16 protein-coding genes are annotated in these 17,935 nt (G+C 57.2%); 6 read left to right on the top strand and 10 right to left on the bottom strand.

All coding sequences use genetic code 11. The annotated features are described in order from the left end of the window. Window positions 1-307 precede the first annotated feature (307 nt). The 8 genes from BM438_RS12555 to BM438_RS12520 all read right to left on the bottom strand — a co-directional run bounded on the left by BM438_RS12555 (window position 308) and on the right by BM438_RS12520 (window position 8,225). Complete coding sequence (locus BM438_RS12555) at window positions 308-622, bottom strand: hypothetical protein (protein ID WP_093634581.1); 315 nt, start codon at window positions 620-622, stop codon at window positions 308-310. Beyond that, window positions 609-734, bottom strand: coding sequence for a hypothetical protein (locus BM438_RS47190; protein WP_482811912.1), 126 nt, complete (start codon window positions 732-734; stop codon window positions 609-611). Before BM438_RS47190 ends, BM438_RS12555 begins: the two co-directional genes overlap by 14 nt. Window positions 735-833: 99 nt before the next feature. Next, window positions 834-1,595, bottom strand: coding sequence for a hypothetical protein (locus tag BM438_RS12550; protein WP_143131701.1), 762 nt, complete (start codon window positions 1,593-1,595; stop codon window positions 834-836). Window positions 1,596-1,979: 384 nt separating this feature from the next. Continuing rightward, window positions 1,980-2,483, bottom strand: a complete 504-nt coding sequence (locus tag BM438_RS12540) for an HAD domain-containing protein (protein WP_244179358.1) — start codon at window positions 2,481-2,483, stop codon at window positions 1,980-1,982. A 144-nt stretch (window positions 2,484-2,627) separates the two neighbouring features. Then, window positions 2,628-4,484, bottom strand: a complete 1,857-nt coding sequence (locus BM438_RS12535; protein ID WP_093634577.1) for a TniQ family protein — start codon at window positions 4,482-4,484, stop codon at window positions 2,628-2,630. Continuing rightward, on the bottom strand, window positions 4,481-5,458 hold the full coding sequence (locus tag BM438_RS12530; protein WP_093634576.1) for a TniB family NTP-binding protein: 978 nt from the start codon (window positions 5,456-5,458) through the stop codon (window positions 4,481-4,483). Before BM438_RS12530 ends, BM438_RS12535 begins: the two co-directional genes overlap by 4 nt. Next, window positions 5,455-7,443 carry a DDE-type integrase/transposase/recombinase gene (locus BM438_RS12525; RefSeq protein ID WP_093634575.1) on the bottom strand — a complete coding sequence of 663 codons (1,989 nt, stop codon included), beginning with the start codon at window positions 7,441-7,443 and terminating at the stop codon, window positions 5,455-5,457. Before BM438_RS12525 ends, BM438_RS12530 begins: the two co-directional genes overlap by 4 nt. After that, window positions 7,440-8,225, bottom strand: a complete 786-nt coding sequence (locus tag BM438_RS12520; RefSeq protein WP_093634574.1) for a hypothetical protein — start codon at window positions 8,223-8,225, stop codon at window positions 7,440-7,442. Before BM438_RS12520 ends, BM438_RS12525 begins: the two co-directional genes overlap by 4 nt. A 756-nt stretch (window positions 8,226-8,981) precedes the next feature. Between BM438_RS12520 and BM438_RS12515 the strand changes: the two genes are divergently transcribed. The 6 genes from BM438_RS12515 (at window position 8,982) to BM438_RS12490 (ending at window position 15,837) form a co-directional block, all read left to right on the top strand. After that, complete coding sequence (locus tag BM438_RS12515; protein WP_093634573.1) at window positions 8,982-9,602, top strand: helix-turn-helix domain-containing protein; 621 nt, start codon at window positions 8,982-8,984, stop codon at window positions 9,600-9,602. Window positions 9,603-9,774: 172 nt separating this feature from the next. Then, complete coding sequence (locus BM438_RS12510; RefSeq protein WP_093634572.1) at window positions 9,775-11,337, top strand: SIR2 family protein; 1,563 nt, start codon at window positions 9,775-9,777, stop codon at window positions 11,335-11,337. A gap of 290 nt (window positions 11,338-11,627) precedes the next feature. Then, entirely contained in the window at window positions 11,628-12,869 is a 1,242-nt protein-coding gene (locus BM438_RS12505; protein ID WP_167378376.1) for an ImmA/IrrE family metallo-endopeptidase, read from the top strand. A 31-nt stretch (window positions 12,870-12,900) separates the two neighbouring features. Further along, the gene (locus tag BM438_RS12500) at window positions 12,901-14,514 is read left to right on the top strand and encodes an adenylosuccinate synthetase (RefSeq protein WP_093634570.1); all 1,614 of its coding nucleotides are present in this window, start codon (window positions 12,901-12,903) and stop codon (window positions 14,512-14,514) included. Between the two features lie 25 nt (window positions 14,515-14,539). Beyond that, a complete protein-coding gene (locus tag BM438_RS12495; protein ID WP_093634678.1) occupies window positions 14,540-15,193 on the top strand; it encodes a DUF7002 family protein in 654 nt (217 codons plus the stop codon). Between the two features lie 89 nt (window positions 15,194-15,282). Beyond that, on the top strand, window positions 15,283-15,837 hold the full coding sequence (locus tag BM438_RS12490; RefSeq protein ID WP_093634569.1) for an AAA family ATPase: 555 nt from the start codon (window positions 15,283-15,285) through the stop codon (window positions 15,835-15,837). 76 nt (window positions 15,838-15,913) lie between these two features. Here the strand turns inward: BM438_RS12490 and BM438_RS12485 are convergent, their stop codons facing one another. Together BM438_RS12485 and BM438_RS12480 are read right to left on the bottom strand one after the other, a co-directional pair. Beyond that, window positions 15,914-17,029 carry a hypothetical protein gene (locus BM438_RS12485; RefSeq protein ID WP_093634568.1) on the bottom strand — a complete coding sequence of 372 codons (1,116 nt, stop codon included), beginning with the start codon at window positions 17,027-17,029 and terminating at the stop codon, window positions 15,914-15,916. A 1-nt stretch (window position 17,030) separates the two neighbouring features. Next, window positions 17,031-17,681: a Cap15 family cyclic dinucleotide receptor domain-containing protein gene (locus tag BM438_RS12480; RefSeq protein WP_093634567.1), complete on the bottom strand. Its 651-nt coding sequence runs from the start codon at window positions 17,679-17,681 to the stop codon at window positions 17,031-17,033. Window positions 17,682-17,935 lie beyond the last annotated feature (254 nt).

The raw sequence follows: 17,935 nt of genomic DNA, 5'->3' as shown, positions 1-17,935 counted from the left end.
TCGCGCATGCCGCGTTCGCAGTGGAACACGGGGCAGAGCCCAATCGATTCAAGACATCTTAAGCTATCAACTCGACGAACTTGGTAGGTCTAAGACGTTGTGCCGCTCCCAAATGCAAATAGAATTGAGTGAAACTGGCCATGCCGTGCAATTCTATTTGCATGCCCGCAGTTTTGCGCAGATGAAAGCGCGCTAGGCCCGCCCGAGCGACCGCGCATACTGCCCGAGTGGCTTCGCCGCGTAGCTGAGACTCGTATTTCATCGTCGGGGATATGCGACCGAACGTCATCGCGTGTATCGTTGACAGTTATTCGCCATTTGGCGAACGTACGTAGCGGCGAGAGCGAAGAAACCCCTCGTCCACAGACAAAACTACGACCCTGACCGACGTATATTCGACCCGCCCGCATTCGTCGGCCCGCGCTTGCTCAGGCTTGCCCGAATACAAGAACTCATCTACATCCTCGTCGTGATAACAGCGCTTGAGTGTCCAAGGCATCGCGAATACTTCAGCGACGCCCACGTCCTCCAGCTCGTCCTCATCGGCGCCGAAAGGCAAAAACATCACCCTGGCGTCCGGGTGGGCAGTCTGTAGGCGCTCAATCAGTTCAGCAGCGGTCATCTCTACTCCTGGTTAGCCATACCGGTTCGCGAGGGCCAGATAGTCCCGAGCAAACTCTTTCTCTCAAAGCTTGCGGCGCCAAAATTTCTACGGGGGGACCGATTGAGCGCAACCACCAGCGCAGAAAGAGAAACGCTTGGCTTCGGTGGCATCCTAGTGACGTGCTGAATCCGCCGCTGCTCCGCAAGGCGTTCAGCGTGTATGCGTATTTTCATCCGCACGCCGCCAAAATTTTCCGTATAACAGTAACAACGTCATCGACCTTCTCGACGCTCACCGGGCTTAGGTCACAGCGAGGTGCGTTGCCGGTCACTACCCCGGTGTGTGCCAGGCCCCTGATAACAATCACGTCAAGCCTGGCCTCCATCAGCTCGCCAGGTTTCCCTGCAGTGCTTCGAGAAACGAAGACGGTCGCGGCCTTCGCTCGACAAAACGGACCGGCTGGCCGCAAGTTTGCTCCTTCTTGAAGTGCCTCCATTGCTCGACGCCATATGTTTTTGCGGGGGTCAATCTCGGCTACGCCGGTGCATACGGTGGGCAACTCAATTCCACGAATAAATTCGCCCGCGCAGATTTTCACTGTCGTCCGGGAAAATTCTGACGCCCAGCCTCTAGCAACAGTTAGCAATTCTCGATAGCTGTCGTCGTTTGCCAGCGCATGCAACGGTGTGATGTCGCCCAGTGCGCCATTTTCCGACGTTAAAAAGTCGAGTCGGGAGTCCGGGGAAGCAGGCCACAAAATACGACATACGTACGCCAGGCGCTGCAAGTTGTGTATCGGGTCGACGAGCAAACGTGGGTAATAGGCGTTCCCCTCTACCTCAATCGAAAATACGCTACCGCTCGCGTTCAGACGTGCCAGCTGAGTCGGCGTGACTCTCCGCCGTCGACGAAATTCATCTTCGGGCAGGAGTTCGCCGTCGCGTATCATCTGTCGACGCGCTCGCAGTGCATCGCGCAGCATTTTTTCCAACCAACGCGGTGTCGCCTTACGCATGATGACAAGCGCTGACGCCGAAAGTCTGTGTCGGCCGGTTGTCGCGGGGCCAGGCGTTCAGCATGGCCATTCGAGCCAATGGCCATCTTTCGCGATTAGCTCGGAGGGCCGGGAAATACTCGACACCATCGACCTCTATCGAGAACGCGCTTCCAGTTGCGACCATCCTTGCAATTCTCCTCTCGCTCACACCAAGTCGCGTGCAGAACTCAGCCCGAGTGAGCAACTCCCTGCTGCGCACCATCTCACGACGCGCTACCAGCGCCTGTCGCTCGACTCCCTCGCGAAACATCATTGTCGTCTCCATAATCGGATTTAGAGTTCCAATATCAGCTTGACCAAAAGGCCAACAACAAGAATTCAGACAAGAGGCCTCCCGCCAAATCGCTCAGCCAGACGCGAGCTGAACAGTTCGATGACAGCCCGGTCGCCCAGTCCCGAATCGGTCTGACAGTGAACCAGCCGGTCGTAGTAACCCTGAAATCCATCGAGCCGGTCGTCGACAGCCAGCCACGACACAATGCTGTGACGCCGGACATAGCGGAGAATCTGGACACCTCGCTGACGGGTCGGCCATAACGCTGAATCCTCGAGCTCTGCTTCGTAAGTAGCGCCGGTCACGCGCTGGCGCAGACCCTCCAGGGGAATCGAATCGCGCGCATGCTCAAATCCAAAGCGGAGACACCAGTCGGTTGAAAGGACAATTTCGATTTGCGGACACGGCTCAAGCAGCTCAAGTAACGTCGGCGCAAATTCGAATAGTTGAATCGTGTCTGGTGCGCTGCTAACAACGCCATGTGGTGTAACGTAGCTATCGCCTCGATGCAGCACGCCGTCATAGTCGAGAAAAAGCACCTGTCTCATGTCAGGCCCTCGTCGCATCTGAGAGGAACGGGCGTTTTTCGCGCAACTCGAGCTCGTTCCGCTGCAGGCTGCGAGCCGGCTAACGACGCGTCGTACGATTCACGATGAAAATCGTCTGGAACGTACCGCACGGCATCCTCCTATCTATGTCAGTGATTGGCTACCAGAGTCCGCCGAAGCAAAGGCACGTCTGGCCCGCGCACCGACGACCGCCAGTCGTCCGATGTCGGCCATTAGAACAAGACCGCCTCTTCTGGAACCGTTCGACAACAACAGTGCCCCGACAATATCGACGCCGGTGAGCGTGGTGGAAAGCGATGATGACGTGGTACCCATGGCTTTTGCGAGGTCGGCAAGCGGGACGTAGGTTTGCCGAAACGCAAGCAGGTGTTGAGGTGATACAACTCGGCATGGTTGCCCGCGCAGCATGATTTCCCGCGACTCCAGCAAGCCAACGTTTATCCAGTAAGCAATGCTCTCCCACTTCCAGCCGGTAGACTTCGCCAGTTGCTGAACCGACATGCCCGACTCGAGCAGGGGTGTACCAAAGTACCCTGATACATCGGAACGCAGGAACGCCATCTGGCCGAGATGGCGTCCGCGAGCAACTGCAACCATCTTGCCGGCGGCGATAGCTTTCATGACTGTCTGAATCGCCCTCTTGTCGCCCATACGCCGGCTTGTCAGCTCTGCCAGAGTCATGCGCTCGTCATCGTTTTGTGCGTCGTCCTTCGCGAACCGCTTCACGTTTTCAAACAGGCTCTGTAACGACTGCAACTGAATCGGTCCGCCTTTGTGGATGTCATGCCTCCAGTTCGCGTCAGCGGCAATGACCTCAGCGTGGACCATATGATTGAGAACCGATTGAGGCACCTTCGCGATTTCGCAAGCCTGCGTGTCGCTGACCCATTCACTGCGTCGTTGATTGATGCGTTCAATCTCTGCTTCCGGGATTTCGTAGACGAGCCCCCTCGTGCCCAGCCGGCGAGTTCGGTACATGCATTCGCCGGCATTTGCAGCCTTGAGCAGTCGGTCCCGACTGACACCAATGCCCTTGGCTGCGTCGGGAAGCCGAACATACTCGGTGACATCAACTGCGATTTCCTTCGCAACATCCAGGCCGAGCACACCGTCGAAATTTTTGGCAGCTACTTCGATGACGACTTTGAGAAACGGCTCAAGTGCATTTCCCTGGCAAATCTTTTTCGCGGACACATACCACTGCCCGAGCAGCGTATTCAGCGTACGAGCTTGCGCATTGCCAGCCGCAATACGCTCTGCGACGTGCTTTTCGAATCCCATTGGCCAGTCGACTAGCAGGCGTTCGAGCGGAGCGAGGAACTCAACAGCGTGTGAAACAGATTTCGGGCTTGCAGCGCTTCGACGAGGTGGAGGCGTCGACGGGTCGGCATGCAGGCAGAGGATTCGCACTAGCGCGCACAACGCGTCAACCTTCACGTGGCGAAGCTTCGGAGAGACACTGCTCGACGAACGCCCGTCGCTCGCAATCATCGTGGATAACCAACGCTGGGACGGCGCCGAAGCAACGGCCACGAAAGTGCGCAGGTCGTGCCCACACGCGCATTGCTCAATGCGCTCGCGATTCGTCGAAAGATGGTCGCCACACCCCTCACAACGGTCAACGAGCAACGTACTGTGAACCGGACAGACGGTGACATACGCGTGTTCCCAGTAATGTCTCAGATACACCTCATCGGCGAGGCATGCCGGGCATACGGCGTCGGACTGCGAACGATGCAGCCCCCGCCAGCTACGGCATTGCTTTTCCTGCCGGCTTGCGAAGCGGGACCACTTGTCGTCGAGACCCAGCTCTGCGGCGATATGGTCCGGATGTCCGAGAAGCGCGCTCCGGCCGCGCGTCACGTTTGCGAGGCCCGCCAGCTCGCGCCATCCCCAGAGAGCATTGTTCGCGGCAAGACGCCTGTAGTAACCGAATCCTGACTCGTCGTCGAACGGGGGGAAGGTGCTGACCAGGCTCATCGGACATCTCCTGAAGGGGTGACGATGCGCTTCATCGACATGCCGTTAGTCTCCAGCACGTAGGCATGAGCGGTAGTGAGTTCAATCGGTGGGACCTCAGACCTCACGAAGGCGGGAAAGTCCGGATGTCCGGCGGCCTCGATTGCGCCGGCCGCGAGCAGGCAGTCTTCCATGGTCAGCGGGCGAGGTGCTTCATACCTCAGCTGGCTAGCGAGTTCCTGCATGAATTTGCTCAACACACCCACCAGGCCGCCAGTCAGCAGATAGCACTGGGTCACCAGCAATCCAAGAGGAAGCTCAATGGGCCAGCCGAATTCGCTGAACAGGTCAGCGTAAGTGCGTACGCATGACGCGAACGCCGTCTGGTCCGACTGGCTGCGATAGTCGTAAGGCCTGAACTCCCTTTTTGCCGAAGCGCGCAGACGCAGTTGTTGGTTGCTCTCAAACAGTTTCGCCAGCCGAGGCACGCCGAACATCATGATGGTGATGTTGAGAGCGTCTGCGAGAGACTTGAACCAGTCTCCTGCCGCTCGCGGGGGAACCCTGGCCCCGGGTTCAACGAGGTGACTCGCCTCTTCAAACAATAGAACCCGCGTCGCTGCAAGTCGCAATTGGTCCACCATGCGATTGAACATCACCCCCGAGGTAAGGCCCTTCTGCTGTAGAGGAACACCCAACGCAGACAGGACGCTGCTGGGGAGCAGCAGAGGCGAGATATTGGGCAACACGGGCACAACCAGGACGGGCACCCGCCGCTTGCCATCGGGTTTCGATTCTGGATTGGCCCGCGCAAGCGCGTTGAGGAGCATCGATTTGCCCACGCGTGATGGCCCCACAATCCATTCGATGCGTGATGCATAGCCGTCTTTCGCATCCGCGATGTACCTCGTGAGCACATCGAGGTGCTCCTTAAACGCGAGGTGCTGCAGTTCGCAGCCTTCGATACTTTTCCGAAGTTTCTGAGCCTGATTCACTTCTGTTTTTCTCCGTCGACTCGATTCAGCACTGCCAGCGGAGGCACATTATCGAAGGACGGCTGTTCGAACCCTAGGTCGCTCGCACGAGGGATATCGCTCCTTGGTGGGATTGGGTTCTCGGCGGCGCGACGGATGGCCATGGATTCCTTGACGCGGTTAGCGGTCGCCCGATTCTTCTCGGCCTTGCTCTGCTTTTTCGAAGCTGGCGTTCCCGTCGATGCAATGGCATGTGTATGCACGTCACGACGAAATGCCGTTTTCACGGGTGACTCATTACTCATCGGTATCGTGTCCTTAAGGAGTTCCTTAACGTGAGCGAAGGAGTACGCAGGTGTCGTCTCATCGACAAACTCCTCCGTCAACGCGACAAGTGGCCGGTCAGGGCCATCGTCGATATATATTTGCCGATAGTCGTCGGGGTTGACCAACACACCGAGTGGCACTTCGCCGTATCTGTTCAGCAGGTAGGGCAGGTTGTCCCCCTTGTAATTGAAGCCTCTGCAGGAGATGCCCGTCTTGCGGCTCAAGGTCCTGACTTCATGCTCGTATAACGTCATTAGCCACTCCGACCTGGGCGGCGGTAAAGGCATGGCAAAGAGGTGTTCCTGCGTCAGGCTCTTCCAGCGCATCGCTGGCGTGCTACCTAACTTCGTGATATCGCGGAAATCGCTGCGTACATGGCGCTCGAGTTCGGTATTTGCCCAGTCCTCGAAATACCAGCGGACAATCCACTGTTCCAGTTCCTCTTCCGACATCAGCTTGTCGCCCAGCGCGACCGGGTCACGCTGACCATCTTTGCCGTCGACGCGGGTGCAGCCGGGGAGCGTTTGCAGGGCATCCTTGAGCGACCGGTTCAGCCGTTCAATGAACGGCTTCCCGTGCGCATGACGCGATTTGCAATGCATGGGGTCGATGTCGAGACGGGTCAGCCTGTCCATCCGTTCGCCCTTTGTCTCCGGGCCATTGTCGAATATCAGTTGGTGCGGCGCGCCGAAGACGTCAAGGTCGTAAGCCAGACCGAGCTTCGCCAGCCGGGTCCTCTTCGAAAACAGGATAGATTCGACACATCGAAGTCCGTCGGACTCGGTCGCGGCGCCAATTACCATGTGCCAGCCGACGGGGAGACCGGTGCAGCAATCGATGGCATGAACCAGGTACACGTTGCTAGTCGCGCCATGCCGGGTCATTACAACAAATGGCAAGTGCAAAGCGTCCTGCTCCACCCGGTCAAACGGCAGAGCGACGATGATGCGGTTTTTCGCGATGGACTTCGCGGCTGCGACGTCCTTGGGGTCCATCCGGTCGATTTCCGGGTCGGCACTTAGATTGAGGAGAATCGTTTTCGCGACGAACCGGCGACTGATGGGTTTGCCTGAAGCGAGCCACCCTGACTCTCGGGCTCGGTCATTTACGTACTCGGCGAGGTCGACTAAAGTCCACCTTGACCCCTGCTTCAGGAAGAGAGCTTTTGCCGCATTGCAAATCAGGTCAACGATTTGCTGGTCATACCTTTGCTTGCGATTCCCCTTGTTCTTGTCACCTCGCAACAGCGGCAAGCCATTTCGTCTTGCCTCGGCATATCTATAAAGGGTGGCTCGAGACGGAAATGGGTCTGCGGAGTCAGCCTCAGGATTGTGTTCTTCCTCGGCAATCTCGCACGCTTTTCGAAAACTGACTCCGTACTTCTTCTGAGTCTGCTCGACTTTGCGCAGGCACGCCTGCGCCGCTTGCAGTTCTTTGTCCAGTTCGGGGTCATCCTGCGCCGCCGCGCTGACACGCGGGGCCCGATGTCGGACCAGCACCAGCCGGTCGTCAGCGATGCCGTCGCTGATTTCCGATAGGGCCTTGTATGCCTCCTGATGCGTTTCACGGTCGAATACCTTTATCCACCCATCGCGCGGCGTCGGGTCAACCACTTGCCAGCGCGCAGTCTCCTTGCCCTGCTCGCGCAATTCGTCGTTATGTAGCAGGGAACGCTTCATAACGTGATTTCCTCGAGCAATTCAAGATGGCTCAGGTCGCCCAAAGCGGGCGCCAATATCATTTCCCCGTGAATGGCGTTCCGCACCACGTCGGCGCCAACAGCGCCACTAACAAGCAGCGCCGGTACGAGATTGGGGGATAGGTCGAGTTCAGCGCATAGCATGCGTAGTGTCACGCGCCGACCGGTACAGACCGCCTCGATTTTTCGAAGCAATTCCGGAGAAGGCCACAGGTCACTGCGAGAGGCCGCCTTCTTGAGCAGCGGAAGGTTGCTGCGTAGCGGATGCTTAGGGCTGGCGGGCATTATTGCCGTGGAGAACCGGTATCCGTGTGCCTCCAGAATTTCCGAAGCCCGTTCAAGTGCTAACTCGTCTTCCTCGTTGAGCACGCGCCCTTCAATTTTCACCTCCGTAATGCTTCGTGGGCGGTTGTGCCAGTCGACCGAGAAGTCCGGGGTGTAGAACTTCCGCCCCTCCCGGTGCTTGTGCTTGAGGCGCGCCTCGACTACTTCTTCCGGCGTCTTCAAGAGACGTCGGTCAATCAAGTCGACTTTGAAAGGCTGGGGTTTGAACGCTCGGACTCTGGGGTCCAAGGTGAGCATGTGAGCGACCAGGCGCTCGGCGTCGCACTCGACCACGAGCTGGCCAGTCGATTTCGTGCTGTAGGTGAGGAACAGCGCCTTACCAAACGTCGGCGCGACACGCCGGACACCCGCGTCTGCGCTCGCTACGCGTTGCTCTCGCGAGCCATACTGGACTTTGATGGATTGCGGGCGCCTCATTGCAGGCACCCCGTGCGACCGCTCGCCGAATCGGTCGGCGAACGACGATATGAAACGCTTCCGTAAGCTCTGAGCATAAGCATCCCAGCCCGCTAACAAGCAGGCTTTTAAAAGGACGCTTCGAGGTGGAGGTTATCGACGCGTGGTTTATGACCGTTTGGTCACCGGCCTCAGTCAGCCGTTCAATCAAAAGGTGAGTTTTTACTTTTTCGCACTTTACCATCGGACCCAACTGTCCGTTCCACGGTGGGGGTGCGCCGCCCTTCTCACCTCGACCATCTGTATCTGGTCGACGAAAATGTTACACGACCCTACGGCGTGATGACAAGACCGCAATCGACACTTGTCGCCCAGTTGATACGCGCCCCTACACATCGCCGGGGTCTGGAGGGTCTGCTCGAGCGACCGCCAGGTGCGACGGGAATCGCCGCTGCGACAGTGGTCTTTCCTTCCTACCCCTCGGCGCGGGAAAGCTACCGAAAGGAGAAGCCGCTCGCGCGAAGCGTCAATCCGGGGCGTGGCCAGTCTTGAAAGCTCAGTGCAAGCGTTCTTGCCGATGCAGTACGAAAACCCCTTGGCATTGGCGCCGCTTGGACACGGTAGTCCGTTGAGAACCCGTATCGCAAGCATTGTGCGGCGGGACATAAGTTCAACATGACCGCCATCAGACTGATGAAGCCTGGCTCGGTCGGAACTGACGAATTTAACGATTCTGGCGAATTTCACTAAACTATGTAGCAGACCCGGGAGGTTTCCATGACCAAGCGTCCTCGTGACTCTGCCACCGACAAACTTGATGCCGAGCTTCTCGGGGCCGCCCGTGCCGCTTTGAATGACTTCGCAAGCTCCCTGGTCACCGAGCTGCGCACTCTCATCGTCGAACCGGACGTCGCCGCGAGAAGGGACCGCAAGTCACTTGAACGGTTGCTCGAACAAGCTCTTCCCTCTTACGTGGAAAAGGTGTTCGTTAAGACGTTTCTGGACCGCAGGCCGTCGACGCGTCGGCGCAGAGCGTTGCTAACTCATCTACTGACCACTGCGAACCTGCGAAGCATTCCTGGTGTAACCGGAAAAGCCGTCGAGTCTTGTCAGGAAGAACCTGAGGGCGATGACGACGAACTCACGAGCGAATCCGCTGCACGGCTTTTGCACGTTTCGCGCACGCACCTCAACGCCCTGGTTAACTCGGGCGCCCTAGGAGAGATTCGACGCACTCCCGGCGGCCATCGCCGAATCTCGAAGGCGGCGTTGCTCGCCTACAGGAAAGACAGCAAGAACCGACAGCGAGATGGCTTGAACAAGATGATGAACGCAAGTCGACGGCTCGGCCTCTACAACGAGGAACTTGAAGGCGTGCCCGTTCGGCGGAACCGTTGAAGTCCGAACAACAAACGACCGCTTGGAAAAACATGACTGGAAGGGTTGCACCTTCGACGGATGGATAGCAATCTACCGTGGCCTTACGAACAAGCAACGTTGAGGTCAATGAGCGGCAACAGTCTAAAATCCCTTTGCCCCGCTGTCCGTACCTCTTTTCCGGCGACGAGTCATGACCATATCTGAAGTTCTCGCAACGCAACTGCGTGCTCATAACGCCGGTCCCTTTCTCTTTGCCGGCTCCGGACTTTCGCGCAGATACCTCGGATTGGAAGATTGGGCGGGCCTGCTTCGCCGCTTTTGCCGGCACATCAAGCCGTACGAGTACTACCTATCTTCGGCCAACGGAGACTTGCCGACCGTCGCAGCAACGATGGCAGAAGAGTTCCACGAAGTCTGGTGGACTCAAGAGGACTACGCGGCCAGCCGTGAAAAGCACTCGAAGAACATTTACGACCGGACCGGGCCGCTTCGTGTCGAGATTTGCGATTACCTCAAGAGCGTTGGCCTCGCTGACCTGAGCCAGAGCAAGTACGGCGACGAGATTGCGGCTTTGAGCCGGCTGAACGTCGACGGCATCATCACCACGAACTGGGACACATTCCTGCAGTCCCTGTTCCCGGACTATCGCGTGTACGTGGGCCAAGACGAACTACTGTTCTCGAACCCGCAGTCAATCGGCGAAATCTACAAGATTCACGGTTGCGTGAACACGCCACGGAGTCTCGTGCTCACCAGCCACGACTACCAGGACTTCAATGAACGCAATGCCTACCTTGCGGCGAAGCTAATCACGATTTTCGTGGAGCATCCCGTGATTTTCATGGGTTACTCTCTGAACGACCCCAACATCATCTCGCTGTTGCGGGCAATCTGCGCCTGCATCGGGCAGGACAAACTACAGCAGCTCAACAACAACCTGATTTTTGTTCAGCGGGCGCGCGATGGCGAAGACGATTCGATTTCGCAAACCATTATCGCTCTCGAACGGGTCCAGATTCCCATCACCCTGGTCAAGGCGAGTTCGTTCGTCGGGATTTATGAGGCCATCGAATCAACGAAGCGGAAGATTCCGGCACGGGTGCTGCGGTATTGCAAGGAACAGCTTTACGAGCTCGTCAAGACGACCGAACCGCATGGCAAACTCGTAGTCGTCGACGTGGACCAGGTCAACGGGCGCCAGGACATTGAGTTTGTCGTCGGCGTCGGTGTTGCGGCTGAACGCGAGGAGGAGGAGCGCCGCCGCCTCGGCGACGTCGGGTATCGAGGCATCACACCACTGGACCTCTTCGACGACCTGGTTTTCAAGGACAAGGGCTACGAAGCGGGGCGTGTGCTTCAGGAGGCGATGCCCCGACTGTCGAAGGGGCTCACCTATCTGCCCGTGTTCTTCTTACTTCGGGCTGCTGGCATCAATTCCACTGCTGAATATGCCGCATCGGGGTTCGACGTCGACAAGTACGTGCAGTTGACGCCAGCCGCATTCAAGCCGAAAAGCTTGGCGAAAGGATTCATGCGCAACTACCGCGACCTGACCGTCTCGGAGATGATTCAGCGATGCACGCCGGAGATTGTGGCGCAGTATCTTCCGTTCACCGAGTGGACTCGTGACGATTACGAAGTCATCCATGAATTTCTCGCGGCGCACGCCGACCGGTTTCGCAACTCGAATTATTCAACAGCGTTCCGGAAGTTGGCCTGCCTGTACGACCGCGCGAACTACGGGTGGGAGTAAACGTCGGCGCTTCGCGCCCGAGACTATCGTATGGACGCTGCAAGCACCCAAGGCGGTCGTGCACGCCGGCTCGAGGGCTGGGGGCGATGTTGTAAGGTGAGGCGCGTGAACGATTTGAAGGCGCTTTGGCAGATGATGTCTGCCGTCGGATGGCCGCACGCGAAGAGTACAATGAGGATACTTTTTGTCGCGCAACCCACTCCGAACTCTCACCTTCCATGACGACAAGATTTCACTGGACCAACGCATCGGTTACCGCATTCGCCGATGGCAAGGACCCTGTAGAGACAATGGAACAGAGAGCACGCCAACTGGTGCTCCGAGCAATGGATGACGGTTGGTCCGGACCACCATTTGACCCCTTGTTGCTTGCCAAATGGCTGGGCATGCAAGCCGAGGCTCGAGGTGACATACCGGACGCGCGAACGGTTCCAGCGCCCGACGGCAACATGCTTCTTGAATATAATCCGACGCGCCCCCGGGGACGCGTCAGGTTTTCCATCGCGCATGAAGTCGCGCACACACTGTTCGCTGACTGCGCCGAAGATGTGCGGCATCGTGATGGAGGCCCCTCACCGACCAAGGACAACTGGCAGCTCGAAGTTCTCTGCAACATCGGTGCAGCTGAATTGCTGATGCCGCTCGGCAGCTTTTCCCAGCTGGTGGGCAAGGAGCTATCGATTCAGTCGGTTATAGAACTACGCAAGCAGTTCGACGTATCGGTCGAGGCGTGCCTCATTCGACTTACCAAGCTTGCGACCACCCCGTGCTCTGCGTTTTGTGCTTCGTTGCACGAAGATGGCCAATATCGGATTGACTACTGTATTCCAGCGCCGGGGTCGAAGAATCCCGTATCGGTAGGCCAATCTGTGCCCGACGGCTCAGCAATCACGGATACTACAGCTATCGGTTTCACGGCGGTTGGTCAAGAGCAGTGGACCCCCGACTCTCAGTACATGAGGGTTGAATGTATCGGTCTCGCGCCATACCCTGGCGGTCTAGCCCCCCGCGTTGTAGGCCTCATGATTCCCGAGGCCGCTGGGGAATTGCAACCACCTCGCGTCACAGAGGTGCAAGGAGATGTGCTGAGTCCCCGGGGTGAAGGACCCAAAATCGTTGCTCATGTCATCCCGGACGTCGTTGTCCAATGGGGAGGAAACGGATTCGCGTCGAACCTGCGCCGTAGGTATCCGCAAATCTGGTCTCAGTTTCTGGATGCGGCCGGTCCTGTGAGGACGAAGCTGGCGCTCGGCGAAAGCTTTCTGGGAAGAATCGACGATGAGACAACCGTAATCCACATGGTTGCGCAGCAAGGTTTCGGTCGCTCGCCAACTCAAAGGCTGCGTTATGCCGCCTTAGCTGCTTGCCTGGCCGAAGTGCGGCACACGGCCCAACGTCTCGGTGCGACGGTGCATATGCCGCGCGTCGGTACCGGACACGGGGGCGCTAATTGGGACGTCGTAAAAGAACTGATTACCGAAGAATTGGTTGAAAAAGGCATAGCGGCAACCGTCTACACGTTGCCGCGTTAGGACATCAAGAAGAATATTCTGAGAGGGGCCAATGAAGCCCAGAGTCATCATGTTGTCCGGGAGACCAGCGTCCGGAAAGTCGGCACTGGCGATGCTTCTTAGCGAGAAGTTGTCAGCGGAGGTCCTCGACGCGTACGCCGTGCTTCATGCTCAAGCTCCTTCAACCGAGCAAAGCTCCGAACAGATGAGGCGACTTCTGGCAAGGACCGAGCGCGCTACTGGTGGTCGCTGGTTAGCGAATGCCTTCGCCGAGTCGAGACAGCGAGAAACTCCGCCGCTGTGGGTAATTGACTCAGTCCAGACCGTCGAACAGATTCATTTTCTTAGGCTGAGCGGATGGGTCGTTACTCACGTTCACCTCAACGCTAGTGACAGCGCATCAGCTGCTCGAACAGCAGCCCCAGGCAGTGTGACCAACGTTTCACAATCATCCGTGTCACTTTCTGCCGGACTTTCCGCGAAACACATTAGGGCCCTCGAAGCCATCGCTGATGTCGTAATCGATACTGACCGCTGCAATGCTAATGACGTCTATGCCCGTGTTGCTGCCCGGCTGGAAGTGCGACCGGTAATAGCGCAACCGCTGGTTGATGTTCTGGTTGGCGGCCAGTATGGGAGCGAAGGAAAGGGCAACATCGCCAACTATCTCGCACCAGAGTACGACGTACTGGTACGCGTGGGCGGCCCAAACGCTGGCCATAAAGTCTTCAGGCGGGACGATTCACCATACACGTTTCACCAACTGCCGTCGGGCGCGTTAGCGAATAGCGATGCGATTCTCGTCATCGGCGCCGGGGCGGTAATTAGCCTTGACCGCTTGCGCCTTGAAATCGGACAACTGTATGTTGAGTACCGCAAGCTAATCATTGACCCTCAGGCCATGATTATCGATAAGGCACTCGATATCGAGTGGGAAGAACGGAATCTCAAGCAGGCAATCGGGTCAACGGCCCAAGGCGTGGGAATGGCAACGGCCCGCAAGATTCTCAACCGCAGGCCCGATACTGACGTCCGGCTTGCTAAAGACGTCCCCGAATTGAAGCACTACATCCGCGACTCCGTCGAGTTTTTCGCGAGCTGCCTGTCGTCCGGGAAGAAAGTAATGCTCGAGGGCACACAAGGCACATCGCTGAGCCTGCACCACGGGCACTATCCGCACGTGACTTCCCGTGTGACTACCGCAACGGGATGCCTGGCCGAAGCCGGCCTTTCTTCGCGCCATGTCAGGCGCATTATTATGGTGTGCCGCACTTATCCTATCCGGGTAGGTGACACCGATACGGGAAATACTTCTGGCTACATGAGCCAGGAAATTACCGTCGAGGAGATAGCACAACGCTCCGGCATACTACTGGAGGAGCTGAAGCGGACGGAAACAACCTCGACGACCCACCGCCCGCGACGCATCGCCGAGTTTGACTGGGCGCAACTGCGCCGCTCTTTGGTACTGAATGGACCTACCGACATCGCACTGACGTTTGCCGACTACTTCGGTGTTGATAACCGGAAAGCATACCGCTACGAGCAGTTGAATGCCGAGACACTTCGATTCATCGAGGAAGCAGAAAAAGTAAGCGGAGTGCCAGTCTCGATGATATCCACCGCCTTCAACGAACGAAACATTATTGACCGCCGAATGTGGTGAGGTCAGGGGAAAGCAGGTCACACAGATGGAAATGTCTGTTCTTATTGAGCGGTATCCGGTGCTATACCACATGGCCGAGAAAGACACCTGGCCTGACATAAGGGGGAAAGGGCTGCTCAGCACGTCTGCGGCGCTTGACCGCTATAACCTGACCGACGCCGTGCGTGCTGCACTCGAGATTTTGCATCGTCCCGAGAAAGTGGCTATCGGCACAGAGGCGGACCGCATTGTGCTTCGCGACCAGAAACCAATGCATCCTTCGAGGCTCGAAAAGGCACTGATAGATGGGACAACACCCAGCGAATGGTATGCATTTTTGAACAACAAGGTCTTTATGTGGGCCGAGGAAAGGCGGCTCTTCGGCCTGCTGAATGCGCGTGGCTACCGAAATCTGGAGCACGACGTCCTCACAATCGACACGAAGTCACTGATGGAAGTGCACGGTGACCGCGTCTGGCTGTGCCACATGAACTCCGGCAACACCTTTCCGATGCCTCACGCTCGCGGCATGGATACGTTTAAGCGCGTCGCAGACTACCCAACCAATCGCGATGGTGGACCACGCAAAGAAGTGGTCGAGGTCGTCGTTGACTACAGCATTCCCGACATCGCGAACTTTGTTCGTGAGGTCCGCCGAATCAAAGGCACTGAAGTACTTCGGCAGGTACCATTGCGGTAGCTGTTCAGCAGACAGGGGAGCAGACACCACGACACCGCGCGCCATGCGAGGTGGTTGGAGGGTAGCGAGCTTCGAATAAGGGGAAGCAGATGACCGATAGCCCGAAGAGACTTGTTTTGCTTAGCGGCCCGCTTGCTGTTGGAAAGACGACCCTTCGAGAGCGCTTGGTATCGGAACACGGATTTGAATATGTGCGCTCGAGCCGATTCCTGATGGAAATGGCACGGCGGGAAAACCTTCTGATAGACCGCCGAAGTTTGCAGGAATTGGGCGACCGCCTCGACCGTGAAACTGACTATCGCTGGATAGTCGATGACGTCGCGAAGCCAAGCATGGACGCACTACCATCGCAAGACCGCTGGTTGGTCGACGCCGTGCGCAAGGCCCGTCAAGTCGAACATTTTCGGCGTATGGCTCCCGCCACCGTTCGGCATGTGCACTTGACGGCGCCTGAGGTCGTGCTACGCGACCGTTACGAGAAGCGGCGACTCGAAGGCAATGACAAAGATTCAGCGCCGTACGACGAGGCCATTGCCCACGACAACGAAAGGGCCGCACGGAGTCTGATTGAAGTCGCAGACCTCGTGTTGGACATGTCGGAGATGACCGTGGGCGAGGCGATAGACCTTATTGTTTCGCATTGACCTAGTGCGGTCGAATCAGCGTCGGAACGAGGCTTGCGGCGCATGCACTTTCACGGACCTTGCTGCTTTCGCCAACTTAAAATATGACCGTTTCCTTCAGCGTTTTGCGCGCTGCTTCCGCAGCGCGGGCCCGGTCGAAGATGTAAGCCAACTCAGTGTTGTACTCTGCTGCAACATTGTCGATGGCGTCTGTCAGCTCTTGGCGTAACGCCGAGAGAGAACGTACCTTGTCTGCTGAGTCCAGCAAGGTGCGAGTGTCGTCGGGCGCCTTAAGAGACGCAGCATAAAACGGGTTCGCCTCCAGATACCGAAGGTACTCCTCAACGCGGTTCAGCAGCTGCAGCGGCAAGTACTGGTTCACTTTTAACTGGTCATTGCTCATGTGGTAAACCAGGCCAGCGATATCATAGCTGCTCAACTTAATCTCGACATCCGAGTCGCGCGACAAACACTTCAGCAGACGAATCGCGCGTTTGGCGTAGCCGTCCGAAGCGCTATCCTTCAGCTCGATGAGCGCCATATGCAGGAACGGCCGGTTCGACATCGTCGACCCGTCTGTCTTGTTTAAGATGCAAACGTCCCGATACGTTTGATTCTTTGTCCGCTGGTAGTCAGATGTGTCGACCCAGTGCGCGGGAACTACGTCAACTTTCCGCGCGAGTGACCCGCCGGACACCGCGATGGACTTAGCGCCTGATACATCGACATCAGCAACTGGGTATTTGCTGGTCAGATATCTTTCGCAAAACGACCGCAGTTTTCCTAGTTCCGACACCGGTGACAGACCCGGACGGAAGTTGTATGTATTTGGCGGAACCACAGGTATGTCGACCGTGACAAACCAATCTGCAAGCACCAAGAGGTCGACATCGGACGAGGCATAGATGTGAATGTTGAGCGGTACCGAGCCCTGCAGCCGGGTAAGAACGCCATATTCCGTTTGCTTTGTGAGCTGGTCGGAAATTCTTTGCCCGTCCCGGATGGAAATCTCCGTGTACTCTGGCGGCACCTCAGCCATGCACCCTAGGGCGTACCGTGTTGCATCGCCCTTCCCTTTGGACTCAAATGACTCGACTGTATGTCGGGCTTCGGCAGAATCGAAGGTAAGTCCAGCGGTCAGGCTCTTTGTGAGATTGGTAGGGGCGCGGCGCTGGCGAAGCTTTTCGAGCTTCTGGGTGTAGTTGCTTGCCATCTTATGTTCTCCGGTCGATTTTCGTGAGCGCCATTTCGCCGTAGGTGACCCGCCCCATGTTATTGAAGTACCAACCAGACGCGCTCTTACCATCCTCGCTGAAGCGTAGCTCGCAGTACCCACGGTGTACCTGCAAGCCATCCGCTGTTCTAGCCCGGGCCGCCGGCTCATTTGAATAGGAGTACATAAGCAATGCCTCACCGTCATGGTCCTTTACGGCCGCAGATAGGCTGAACGATTCCGAGGTTTTCGTCCTAAGATGGACGCCAATTTTTGTCCACTGCTGATTGATTTTTACGTTTCCCGCCCATTGTCGTGGCTCGCCTCCTTGCGGCAAGGCTTCGGCAGGCCCCAGCGTCGTCCCTGCAACGCTCCACTCACCACTGACGTTGTGAAAGCCGAATAGCTTTCGACAAACCCAGTTGCGCCAAAACCAACGGTTAAATGCGAAGTACAAAACCGCAAATGCAACCCCGCTATCGAGAGTTTTGGGAACAAAACCCCATACGGACGGAAAAATCCGCGTCACCAGTTGCCCAAGTAACCCCCAACTAGCCGCGTACAACGTAGCCAAAATAGTGATGCCGGTACCGATGTACTGGAAAATCCGACCCCGGTCGTGGTCAAGGATGGAGTATTCATGGTCGGACATATTTTGTCGCTCTCACTCTCGGGCCCAAAATCTCTGCGTATGGCCGAATAATTTGTTTGTACATGTGCTTGCCGTCAGCCCTGCTGGCACGCGGGCATGCTCATCGAGGTGTCAAGTTCAAACTCGAAAACGTTGCCGTACCGCGCAAACACCGATGCTCGAAAGCTGCCGACGAGCAATCGCAGCTAACACACTGGCAGTGCCACAAGGTCATCAAGTGTCGCGTTCAAGTCGGCGTCGTTCATGTGGTGCAG

The sequence above is a fragment of the Paraburkholderia aspalathi genome, assembly GCF_900116445.1.
In the GTDB taxonomy this organism is placed as follows: domain Bacteria; phylum Pseudomonadota; class Gammaproteobacteria; order Burkholderiales; family Burkholderiaceae; genus Paraburkholderia; species Paraburkholderia aspalathi.
Note: the sequence above shows the minus strand (reverse complement) of the source record. Positions and strands in the feature narration are given on the sequence as shown.

Excerpts from the sequence above, each read along its gene's own strand:
- BM438_RS12555 (WP_093634581.1), bottom strand. The coding sequence starts at position 622 with ATGACCGCTGCTGAACTGATTGAGCGCCTACAGACTGCCCACCCGGAC.
- BM438_RS12540 (WP_244179358.1), bottom strand. The coding sequence starts at position 2,483 with ATGAGACAGGTGCTTTTTCTCGACTATGACGGCGTGCTGCATCGAGGC.
- BM438_RS12535 (WP_093634577.1), bottom strand. The coding sequence starts at position 4,484 with ATGAGCCTGGTCAGCACCTTCCCCCCGTTCGACGACGAGTCAGGATTC.
- BM438_RS12525 (WP_093634575.1), bottom strand. The coding sequence starts at position 7,443 with ATGAAGCGTTCCCTGCTACATAACGACGAATTGCGCGAGCAGGGCAAG.
- BM438_RS12520 (WP_093634574.1), bottom strand. The coding sequence starts at position 8,225 with ATGAGGCGCCCGCAATCCATCAAAGTCCAGTATGGCTCGCGAGAGCAA.
- BM438_RS12515 (WP_093634573.1), top strand. The coding sequence starts at position 8,982 with ATGACCAAGCGTCCTCGTGACTCTGCCACCGACAAACTTGATGCCGAG.
- BM438_RS12510 (WP_093634572.1), top strand. The coding sequence starts at position 9,775 with ATGACCATATCTGAAGTTCTCGCAACGCAACTGCGTGCTCATAACGCC.
- BM438_RS12505 (WP_167378376.1), top strand. The coding sequence starts at position 11,628 with ATGGAACAGAGAGCACGCCAACTGGTGCTCCGAGCAATGGATGACGGT.
- BM438_RS12500 (WP_093634570.1), top strand. The coding sequence starts at position 12,901 with ATGAAGCCCAGAGTCATCATGTTGTCCGGGAGACCAGCGTCCGGAAAG.
- BM438_RS12495 (WP_093634678.1), top strand. The coding sequence starts at position 14,540 with ATGGAAATGTCTGTTCTTATTGAGCGGTATCCGGTGCTATACCACATG.
- BM438_RS12490 (WP_093634569.1), top strand. The coding sequence starts at position 15,283 with ATGACCGATAGCCCGAAGAGACTTGTTTTGCTTAGCGGCCCGCTTGCT.
- BM438_RS12485 (WP_093634568.1), bottom strand. The coding sequence starts at position 17,029 with ATGGCAAGCAACTACACCCAGAAGCTCGAAAAGCTTCGCCAGCGCCGC.
- BM438_RS12480 (WP_093634567.1), bottom strand. The coding sequence starts at position 17,681 with ATGTCCGACCATGAATACTCCATCCTTGACCACGACCGGGGTCGGATT.